The 9,911-nt window shown below is 74.5% G+C and carries 9 protein-coding genes; 7 read left to right on the top strand and 2 right to left on the bottom strand.

Going from position 1 to position 9,911, the window contains the following annotated elements; all coding sequences use genetic code 11:
* The 5 genes from grpE to ACERUJ_RS08690 all read left to right on the top strand — a co-directional run.
* Positions 1-550, top strand: a 550-nt coding sequence (gene grpE, locus ACERUJ_RS08710; protein WP_370248124.1) for a nucleotide exchange factor GrpE, incomplete at its 5' end; no start/stop codon positions are given.
* A gap of 175 nt (positions 551-725) precedes the next feature.
* Complete coding sequence (gene dnaJ / locus ACERUJ_RS08705; protein WP_370248123.1) at positions 726-1,892, top strand: molecular chaperone DnaJ; 1,167 nt, start codon at positions 726-728, stop codon at positions 1,890-1,892.
* Positions 1,889-2,350: a heat shock protein transcriptional repressor HspR gene (locus tag ACERUJ_RS08700; protein WP_370248122.1), complete on the top strand. Its 462-nt coding sequence runs from the start codon at positions 1,889-1,891 to the stop codon at positions 2,348-2,350. The genes dnaJ and ACERUJ_RS08700 overlap by 4 nt, the downstream gene beginning before the upstream one ends.
* Positions 2,351-2,576: 226 nt before the next feature.
* Positions 2,577-3,527 (top strand): glycosyltransferase, encoded by a 951-nt coding sequence (locus tag ACERUJ_RS08695; RefSeq protein ID WP_370248121.1) that lies wholly within the window; start codon positions 2,577-2,579, stop codon positions 3,525-3,527.
* On the top strand, positions 3,524-3,985 hold the full coding sequence (locus tag ACERUJ_RS08690; RefSeq protein WP_370248120.1) for a GtrA family protein: 462 nt from the start codon (positions 3,524-3,526) through the stop codon (positions 3,983-3,985). The genes ACERUJ_RS08695 and ACERUJ_RS08690 overlap by 4 nt, the downstream gene beginning before the upstream one ends.
* Here the strand turns inward: ACERUJ_RS08690 and ACERUJ_RS08685 are convergent.
* Positions 3,943-5,943: a DUF6020 family protein gene (locus tag ACERUJ_RS08685; protein WP_370248119.1), complete on the bottom strand. Its 2,001-nt coding sequence runs from the start codon at positions 5,941-5,943 to the stop codon at positions 3,943-3,945. The two genes, ACERUJ_RS08690 and ACERUJ_RS08685, sit on opposite strands and share 43 nt — an antisense overlap.
* 146 nt (positions 5,944-6,089) lie before the next feature.
* Here ACERUJ_RS08685 and ACERUJ_RS08680 point away from each other — a divergent pair, with 146 nt between their 5' ends.
* Together ACERUJ_RS08680 and ACERUJ_RS08675 are read left to right on the top strand one after the other, a co-directional pair.
* Positions 6,090-7,406 (top strand): hypothetical protein, encoded by a 1,317-nt coding sequence (locus ACERUJ_RS08680; RefSeq protein WP_370248118.1) that lies wholly within the window; start codon positions 6,090-6,092, stop codon positions 7,404-7,406.
* Positions 7,406-8,380, top strand: coding sequence for an Abi-alpha family protein (locus ACERUJ_RS08675; protein ID WP_370248117.1), 975 nt, complete (start codon positions 7,406-7,408; stop codon positions 8,378-8,380). The genes ACERUJ_RS08680 and ACERUJ_RS08675 overlap by 1 nt, the downstream gene beginning before the upstream one ends.
* Before the next feature lie 48 nt (positions 8,381-8,428).
* Here ACERUJ_RS08675 and ACERUJ_RS08670 read toward each other — a convergent pair whose 3' ends face one another.
* On the bottom strand, positions 8,429-9,904 hold the full coding sequence (locus tag ACERUJ_RS08670; protein WP_370248116.1) for a hypothetical protein: 1,476 nt from the start codon (positions 9,902-9,904) through the stop codon (positions 8,429-8,431).
* Between the last annotated feature and the right edge of the window lie 7 nt (positions 9,905-9,911).

The raw sequence follows: 9,911 nt of genomic DNA, 5'->3' as shown, positions 1-9,911 counted from the left end.
CGTCGCCCCCGGCGACGACGTCGTCGCACCGCCGGTCGACGGGGCCGCGGCCGCGGCGCCCGAGGTGCCCGAGGACGGCGCCCCGGAGGCGGGGGCGGAGGCGGGGGCCGTGGACGAGGTCGCCGACCTGCGGCGTCAGCTCGCCGAGCGCACCGCCGACCTCCAGCGCGTGCAGGCGGAGTACGTCAACTACCGCAAGCGTGTGGACCGCGACCGCGACCTGGTGAAGGAGAACGCCACCTACGGCGCCCTGGCCCCGATCGTGGAGGTGCTCGACACCATCGACCGGGCGCGGGAGCACGGCGAGCTCGACCCCGGCTTCAAGAGCGTGGCCGAGCTGCTCGAGCGCACCGTGGCCAACTCCGGCCTGCTGCGGTTCGGCGCCCCCGGCGACCCGTTCGACCCGACCCTGCACGAGGCCATCGGGCACGCGGGCGAGGACGCCGAGGTCAGCGTCACCACCTGCCGGATCATCGCCAAGGCCGGCTACCGCATCGGGGAGCGCGTCGTGCGCGCCGCCCAGGTGCTGGTGGTCGATCCCCCCGCCTGACCCCGCACGACCAGCCTGACCAGGCGGGTCGGGACGGGCCGCACGGCCCGTCCCGACCCGTTCGGCACCCGGCCCCGCACGATCCGGGGCACGATCGGTGCCGAGCAGCACCACCGCCCCCACCGGACCCCCACCGTTCCGCTCCAACCCATCCGCTCGCGGGAGGAGGACCCCCATGGCCGACGACGGCATCCGCGCCGACTGGGCGACCAAGGACTTCTACGCCGTCCTCGGCGTGGGCAAGGACGCCTCCGCCGCCGACATCAAGAAGGCGTACAAGAAGCTGGCCCGGGAGAACCACCCCGACGCCAACCCCGGCGACACCGCCAAGCTCGACACCTTCAAGGCGGTGGCCGAGGCCTACGACGTCGTCGGCGACCCCGACAAGCGCACCCGTTACGACGAGATGCGCCGGGTGTACGGCTCGGGCGGTCGGGGCGGTTACGCCGGCGGCTTCAACGGCGGGTTCACCAGCGGCGGCGGGGTGAACCTCGAGGATCTGCTCGGCGATCGCGCGGGCGGTTTCGGCGACATGTTCGGCGACCTCTTCGGCGGTGGCCGGCAGCGCGCCGGCCGGCGTCCGCGCAAGGGCGCCGACGTCGAGACCACCGCGACGATCGGTTTCACCGAGTCGCTGGAGGGGGTCACGATCTCGCTGCGGCTGCGCTCCGACGCCGCCTGCACGGCGTGCTCCGGCACCGGCGGCAAGCCCGGCACCACGCCGCGGGTGTGCAGCAGCTGCGACGGCGCCGGCTACATCGTGGCGGGCACGGGGGGCGCGTTCTCGATGAACGAGACCTGTCCGGCGTGCGCGGGCCGGCAGCTGGTCTACGACGAGCCGTGTCCCACCTGCCGCGGCACTGGGCAGGGCTCGGCCGCGCGCACCATCCAGGCCCGCATCCCCGCCGGCGTCAAGGACGGTCAGCGCATCCGGCTGCGCGGCAAGGGTGGCCCGGGGGAGCAGGGCGGACCGGCCGGCGACCTGTTCGTCACCGTGAAGGTCACCCCGCACCGTGTGTTCGGCCGCCAGGGCGACCACCTCACCCTCACCGTGCCGGTGTCCTTCGACGAGGCCGCCCTCGGCGCCGAGATCAAGGTCCCGAACCTGGGCGGCACCCCGGTCACGCTGCGCCTGCCCGCCGGCACCCCGACCGGGCGCACCTTCCGGGTGCGGGGCCGGGGCGCCACGAAGTCCGACGGCACCCGCGGCGACCTCCTCGCCACGGTGGAGGTGCAGGTGCCGGCCGTCCTCGACGCCGCCGCCCGGGCCGCCGTCGAGGCCTACCGCGAGGCGACGGCGGGCAAGCCGTTGCGGGCGGGACTGTTCGAGGAGGCGCGATGAGCGGGACGGGCGGTCTCGGGGGGTACGGCTACGGCGCCAACCCCGCGCCCGACGCCGCCGTCTACGTCATCAGCGTGGCGGCCGAGCTCACTGGTCTGCACCCCCAGACGCTGCGCACCTACGAGCGGCTCGGGCTGGTCACTCCCGGCCGCACCGGCGGCGGCGGACGCCGCTACTCCCTGCGCGACCTCGAGCGACTGCGCCAGATCGCCGACCTCACCGCGGCGGGCATCGGCATCGAGGGGGTGCGTCGCATCCTCGAGCTCGAGAACCGCGTCGAGGCCCTCAGCGCGCGCAACGCCGAGCTGCAGGACGAGCTCGACGCCACCCGCGAGGCCCTGCGCCACGCCGCCCGTGCGGCCGCCCCGCCCCCCGACCGACTCCCCGTGCTCCGCCAGCCCCCCGCCGGCGCCCCTGCCCCCGGTCAGGCGATCGTCGTCTGGCGCCGGGGCCGCTGACCCCGCCCCGCGCCCCACGGGTCTGGCTGCGACGGTTTCCTCGGTCAGCCGAGCAAACTGTCGCTTCACGACCGCGATCGGGGCGATGAGCGACGGTTTCCTCGGCCAGCCGAGCAAACTGTCGCTCCGAGACCAGCCTCACGCCGTCACGGAATCGGGGGCCTCGGGTGCTGCTCGCTACAGTGCTGCGGTTCCGCCGCCGGGGTGGGACGGCGAGGAGGGCCCAGTGAGTCACGTGAGCCAGGCGCCGCGGGTGGCGGTCATCGTGCCGTGCCACAACGAGGAGCTCACGGTCGCGACCGTCGTCACCGACCTGCGCACGGCCCTGCCGGACGCCGAGATCTACGTCTACGACAACAACTCCACCGACCGCACCGCCGAGCTGGCCGCACAGGCGGGGGCGATCGTGCGTCACGAGCGGCGCAAGGGCAAGGGCAACGTCGTGCGGCGGGCCTTCGCCGACGTCGAGGCCGACGTGTACCTCATGATCGACGGCGACGACACCTACGACGCCGCGGCCGCGCCGCTGCTCATCGAGACCCTGCTGGCCGGACCGCTCGACCACGTGGTGGGGGTGCGGGTCGACTCCAGCGAGGACGGCAGCTACCGCCCGGGCCACGCGCTCGGCAACAAGGCCTTCAACCGGCTCACCACCGTGCTGTTCGGGGAGCCGGTCACCGACATGCTCTCGGGCTTCCGGGCGTTCTCGCGGCGCTACGTGCGCTCCTTCCCCGCCAACAGCGAGGAGTTCGAGATCGAGACCGAGCTGACCATCCACGCCGCGGCGCTGCGGGTGCCCCAGGCCGAGGTGCCGGTGGGGTTCAAGGACCGCCCCGAGGGCTCGGAGTCCAAGCTCCACACCTTCCGCGACGGCTTCAAGATCCTCTACCTGCTGGCCCACCTGCTGCTGCACGAGCGCCCGCTGCTGGTGTGCGGCCTCGCCGGACTGGTCAGCACCCTGGTCGGGCTCGTGCTCGGCCTGCCGGTGGTCGGCGACTACCTGCGCACCGGCGTCGTGGAGCGGTTCCCGACCGCGATCCTGGCCTCCTCGCTCGTCGTCCTCGGGGCACTGGTGGTGGGCATCGGCATGGTGATGAACGCCGTCATGCGGGGCCGCCAGGAGACCCGCCGCCTGTTCTACCTGCAGTTCGACGCCTCCGGGCACCCGCTGCGGTGACGGGACCCGACCCCGGCACGGGCCCCGGCACCGGGAGCGCGGCGCGGCGCTACGTCGTCGTCGGCCTGGCCAACACCGGCCTGGACCTGGCGCTCTTCACGGCACTGGCCGTGGGGGCCGACCTGCCGGCGCTCCTGGCCAACGTCGTCTCCACCGCGGTGGTGATGACGGTGAGCTTCTTCCTCAACCGCGGCTGGGTGTTCCGCTCCGACGACGCCGGCGCGGGCAGCTACGTCGGTTTCGTCGCCGTCACCCTCACCTCCGCGCTGGTGGTGCAGTCGCTGGTGATCCTCGGTGCGACGCCGGTGCTCGAGGCGCTGCGGGAGGCCGTGGTGTCCGACCTGAGCACCGACCTGGTGCCCCCGGCGGCGAAGGTCGCGGCGATGGCGGTGGGCATGGTGACCAACTTCCTCGGCTACCGCTGGGTGTTCTCCCGCGCCCGCACCGAGGCCGCCTGAGCCCTCTTCACGACGGGCGCCCGGTCGGGCTCCGCGTGTGGCTCCTCGGGCCCGTCCGGCTCCTGCGCGTCGGGCCGGTCGGGGGCGGCGAGCAGCAGCACCACGATCGTCGCGCCGTAGACGGCCGCGAGCACGTAGCGCCCGCCGGCGCTGAGCGGGGAGACGCCGGCGATGCCGAGCTGCAGCGCGAAGGGCAGCGCCCACAGCCAGGCGCGACGACGTCGCACGACGACGCCGGCGCCGAGCAGCAGCACCACGAGCAGCGTCGGCGGCCCGGGTGAGACGAGGGGACGGCACACCGCGACGCTGTGGCAGCCGTTCGCGACGGCGCGGACCGCTCCCCGGCTGACGTCGTTGAGCGGCATCGGCGCGGCCCGGTGGCCGCTCACGGTGCGGTCGTAGTCGGGGTTCCAGGGCGGGTAGAAGTCGGTGCCCCGGTCGAACGGGTCGAGGTAGCGGTAGGACTTCAGGAACAGCGCGTCCAGTGCGGTGCCGGGATGACGCGCGGCGGCGGCCAGGATGATGCCGTCGAACGGTTCCCAGTCCTCGGCCCGCACGGTGCGGTAGCGGAAGCTGGCGCTCTTCTTGTCCAGTGGTCCGGTGGACTTGATCGGGTCGGCGTTGTCGGGGTCGAAGACCGCCGCGGCGACGTCGAGGTCGAAGAGCCGCTCGAGGTCGGCGCGCTCGGCGGCGGTGAAGGCGTCCTCGGGGTGCTCCCGCAGCAGCAGGGCCATGGTCTGCAGCTGCAGGCCCTTGGTCTCGATCGGGTCCGAGGGCACGACGACGCCGGCGGTGCCGAGCGCGCTGATGCTGCCCATGACGGCCAGGGCGGGCAGGGCCATCGCGAGCACGGGGGTGGCCCGGCGGCGCAGGACGACCAGCAGCGCCACCGACTGCGCGGCGAGCACGATCCAGCCGAACTGCACGCTGATCGCCATGATCAGCGAGGCCGCGGTGGTCTCCAGGTACCAGCCGCGACCGGGCGCGATCGGCGCGCGGGCGCCGGCGGTCGGCCCCGTGGGGGCCGTCCGGTCGGCGCGGTCGAGCAGCTGGGCGGTGAGCGCGAGCCACCACACGAAGGCGGCGCAGAAGAGCTGGTTCTTGTGCTCGGCCATGCTCCACAGCGGGATGAGCGGGGTGACGCCGAGGCCGACCAGGGCCAGCAGCCGCACCCGCCACCCGCGGACACGGCGCCCGAGCAGCCACAGCGCGCGCGCGAACGCCACCACGGTGAGGGCCGCGGAGAGCCCGGAGATGAGCACGAGCCCGGGCACGAGGCTGTCGAAGAGCGCGACGCTCGCGGCGCTGATGCCGCCGTAGGTGAGCATCAGGAAGAACGGGTGGTGGTTGGACCACAGCCGGTCGCTGTCGGTGAGCAGGTAGTCGGAGGTGGGGTAGTCCTCCAGCGGCGAGGTGAGGTCGGCCGGGGCCAGCGGCGGGGTGTCGGCGAAGTCGGCGCGGGTGTCGAGGAACTCGGTGATCATGTTCGCCGCGTCGGGGCTGGGCTGGCCGGGGAACGAGGTGAGGTACCACGGCAGCCACATCAGGACGAGCACCACGGCCAGCCGGCCCCACCGGGCGTAGACGTGGTCGGTGCGACGTCGCCAGCGGCGGCCGCGGGGGGTGATCGCGGCCGTCGCCCGGGCGCCGTCGCGCCAGCCGGACACGAGCCGCTCGGCGGCCCGCAGCAGGACCGCCACCGCGGCGAGGCTGAGCGCGACGATCGCGGTGGCCGCGAGGGGGTGGTCGTCGACCTCGCGCGTGACCAGCAGGTAGGGGGCGTCGTCGGGGGTCAGCAGCCGGCCGAGGAACCCCGCGGCCACCGCGGCGCCGACCACGCCGATCAGCGCGACGCGCACCAGCGGCGGCAGGACCCGGGCGACCACACCTGTCGGGGTCGGGGTCGCGATCGGGGTCGGGGCGGGGTCGGGGGACGGGCGCTGCTCCTCCGGGACCACCCCGGGAGTGTAACGACGCGGGGGCGGGGCGTCGGGCCCGTGGACGTCCGAGCAGGGTGCGGGGCCGGGCATGGTGTGATCGGGGGCACTATCCTTCGGCTCGGCGGCTCGGGCACACAGCGGCCACGACGGAAAGGCTGATGCGCGTGGAGTGGTTCACCGAGTGGTTGACCCACTGGTACGAGGAGCTGGACTGGTTCGCCTTCCTCAGCATCCCCGTGTTCACCGGCGTCATCGGCTGGGCCATCAACTGGTCGGGCCTGGTGATGCTCTTCGCCCCCGTGCAGTTCAAGGGCATCACGGTGCCCGGCATGCGCGAGCTCGCCACCATCCTGCCCCGCAAGGCCCAGGAGGTGCCGGGCGTCCTGCAGGGCGGCATCGGCTGGCAGGGCATCGTGCCCGCGCGGGCCGCGAAGATGGGGAGCATCGCGGTCGACAAGGCCATCGCGAAGCTCGGCACGCCCGCGGAGTTCTACCAGCAGCTCGAGCCGGACCAGATCGCCGAGCACATCGTGCGGGTCTTCCGCCCCGAGATCCCCGAGCTGGTCGACCAGGTCATGCAGGCCGAGCACCCCCGGCTGTGGCGCGACCTCCCGCCGGCGGTCAAGCAGGGCGTCTACACGCGGGTCCAGGCCCAGGTGCCCAACGTCGTCGGCCGGGTCACCACCGAGATCGGCGTGCACATCGACCAGCTGCTCGACCCCAAGATCATGGTCATCGACCACTTCCGGAAGAACCCCGCGCTGGTCGTGCGCATCTTCCGCGACTTCGGTCAGAAGGAGCTGGACCTCATGGTCCGCTTCGGCTTCATCTTCGGGTTCCTGCTCGGCATCCCGGTGGCCGTGATCGACTCCATCGCCCACACGTGGTGGCTGCTGCCCCTGCTCGGCGTCGTGGTCGGCTGGATCACCAACGCCCTGGGCATGTGGCTGATCTTCGAGCCGCCGGAGCCCAAGAAGATCTTCGGCATCACCTGGCACGGACTGTTCCTGCAGCGCCAGAGCGAGGCTGCGGAGGTCTACGCCCAGATCATCGCCGACGACGTCATCACCCTCGAGCGCATCGGCGACTTCCTGCTCGACGGGCCGCGCGGCGACCGCACCCGCCAGATGCTCGCCGCCGCGCTGCGCCCCGCCATCGACCAGGCCGCGGGGCCCGCCCGTGCCGCCATCAAGGTCGTCATGGGCGGCGAGCGGTTCGACAACATCCGCGAGTCGGTGGCCCAGGAGGCGGTCGGCCGCACCCTGACGCCGTTCAAGGACGCCGAGTTCAGCGCCCGGCAGGCCGAGAAGATCCGCGTCCTCATCGCCACCCGCACCAAGGAGCTCCCACCCCGTGACTTCGTGGACATGATGCGCTCGGCCATCAAGGAGGACGAGTGGATGCTCTACGCCCACGGCGCGATCATGGGAGCCGCCGGCGGCTTCCTCCACCTGGCGATCTTCGGCACGCAGGGGGGCTGATGAGCGAGCACGACCCGGCCCCCGCGGCCGACAAGCAGCCCACCATCCAGCCGGGGGTGCGCCTGCCGGCGCGCGCGCGTCGTCGGGCCGAGGTCGCGGCCCCGGATGTCGTGGAGTCGCTGCCGGGGCTGGCCCGGGTGGCGGCGTCGGCGGCCTGGCACACCACCGGCTGGTCGGTGCGCACCTCGGCCCGCACCGCCTGGCGGGTCAGCCGCGCCCTCACCAGCCAGCAGGAGGCCGTCGCGCTCGCGCGCGACGCCGGCCGGGGCCTGGCCGTCGTGGGCTCGCTGGCGCGCTCGGTCTCGGCCGGCACCCCGGTGGGCCAGGCGCTGATGTCGGCGGGCGAGGCGCTGGGCGCCGCCGTCGACCTGGACCACGTGGTGGAGTCCTACGCCCCGGCCGCGCGGCTGACCGCCCGGTCCTCGGGTCCGCAGGAGCCGACGCTGCGCGACCGCGGGCAGGACCTGCTCAACCGCTCGCGCGACGTGTGGAGCACCGAGCAGGGTCACCCCGCCTACGAGCGGATCCTCGACGAGCTCGCCCCCGACGAGGCCCGCATCCTGATGCTGCTGGTGCGCTCGGGCCCCCAGCCGACGGTCGACGTGCGCACCGGTGGCCCGATCGGGCTGGTCAGCTCCACCCTGGTGGCGCCCGGGCTGACGATGATCGGCCCCCGCGCGGGCTGTCGGTACGTCGACCAGGTGCCGGCCTACCTCAACAACCTCTTCCGGCTCGGGCTGATCTGGTTCTCCCGCGAGGCGCTGCGCGACCCCCTGGAGTACCAGGTCGTGGAGGCCCAGCCCGACGTGCTGGAGGCCATGCACTCGGTGAAGTTCCCCAAGGTCGTGCGGCGCTCGATCCACCTCACGCCGTTCGGCGAGGACTTCTGCCGGCGCGTGCTGCTCACCGACGAGGAGCTGGAGCGCGAGTACCCCGAGCACTCCGCGCCGCAGGACACCGACGACCTGACCTGACCAGCGCTGACCGGCCCCGTGGGCCGGTCGGGCCGGTGCCGCGCCGGCTCAGGGGAGGTAGGGGCGCAGGTAGGGCAGGAGGTCGCGGGGCACGACCTCGCCCGTCGTGAGGGTGAGCGGTGCCCGCCCCGGCACGTGCACGTCGCAGCGCCAGGCCGGGTCGCCGAGCTCGCCGGTGATCTCGATCGCCGCCCGCTCCAGCGGGAGCTCCCACGTCTCCTCGCCGATCACCGCCCGCAGCACGCCGTCGGCATCGATGGTGACCTCGCTGGCGTGTCCGATGCGGCGGTAGGCGAACAGGCCGCTCAGCACTCCGACGCCGGCCAGCACCACGCAGGCGGTGGCCCACTCGGAGAAGCGTCCGGCGATCGCGATGCCGAGCACCGCGAGCAGACACGCCACGGCGAGGCCCGCCCCGACCAGCCCGGTGCTGCCGCGGCGCAGGGAGCGGTAGACGACGTCGGTCGCGGGCGTCGACGGGGCGACGCCGTCCGGCCCGGAGTCGGGCTCTGGCTCGGGCTCGGAGTCGGGCACGTGCTCCGGGGCGGGCAGGGAGTCGGCATCGGCGGCCGGTTCCGCCTCGGCGGGAGGCTCCGCCGCAGGCGCGCCGCGGTGCGCCACCGCCGGGAGCGGTTCGGGCTCGGGCTCGGGCTCCGCGTCGTCGGACTCCGCCACCGCCCCGCGCTCCGCCGGGGGATCGGCCAGCGGCAGCGGCTCGGCCAGCACCTCCGGCATCTCCACGGCCGCCGCCGCCAGGATCTCGGCGACGGTGGTGGGGCGGGGGAACTCCGGCTCGGGCTCGGGGGTCGGTGCGGGCTCGGGTGCCGGTTCGGGCTCGGGTGCCGCCTCGGGCTCGGGGGCCGGCTCGGCCACGGGCTCGGCTGCGCCGGCGTCCTCGACCTCGGCTGCTCCGGCGTCCTCGACCTCGGCGGTGGGGTCCTCGGCGAGCGGCTCGTCGGCGAGCGGCTCCTCGACCGCCGGCTCCTCGGCCACCGGCTCCTCGAGTACCGGCTCCTCGGCCACCGGCTCCTCGGCGGGCTCGGCCGGCTCGATCACGGGCTCGTCGGTGAGCGGCGCCGGGGATCCGGCGAGCTGGGCCTCCAGGGCGGCGATCCGAGCCAGGGCGGCGTCGCGCTCCTCCTGCACCCGGCGCGCGAGGGCGGCCTGTTCGGCGGCCACGGTGTCGGCGGCCTGGGCCCGGGCCAGCGCGGCCCGTGCCGCGCGCTGGGCCTCCTGCACGACCTCGGGCGGCAGCCGGGTGGGGTCCTCGGCGGCGGCGGGCCGCGGGGTCGGCTCGGTGCCGGCGGGGCGGGTGTAGTTCGCCAGCAGCTCCAGCACCTCGGCCACCTCGGGCCGAGCCGGTCGGTCGTCGTCGGCGGGCGTCCCCGCGGTCGGCTCCGGCGCGACGGACGCGCCGTCGGCGGGCGTGGCGTCCTGCTCGCGGCCGACGGGTCCGGCGGCCCGCGGGCGGCGCCAGGGTCGGCGCGGGCCCGAGGAGTCGGCGTCGTCCGGGCCTGCGGTCATGGGCCGG

It is taken from the genome of Nocardioides sp., from assembly GCF_964228225.1.
Classification (GTDB): domain Bacteria; phylum Actinomycetota; class Actinomycetes; order Propionibacteriales; family Nocardioidaceae; genus Nocardioides.
The sequence above is the reverse complement of the archived record's forward strand: the minus strand, read 5'-3'. Positions and strand labels throughout refer to the sequence as shown.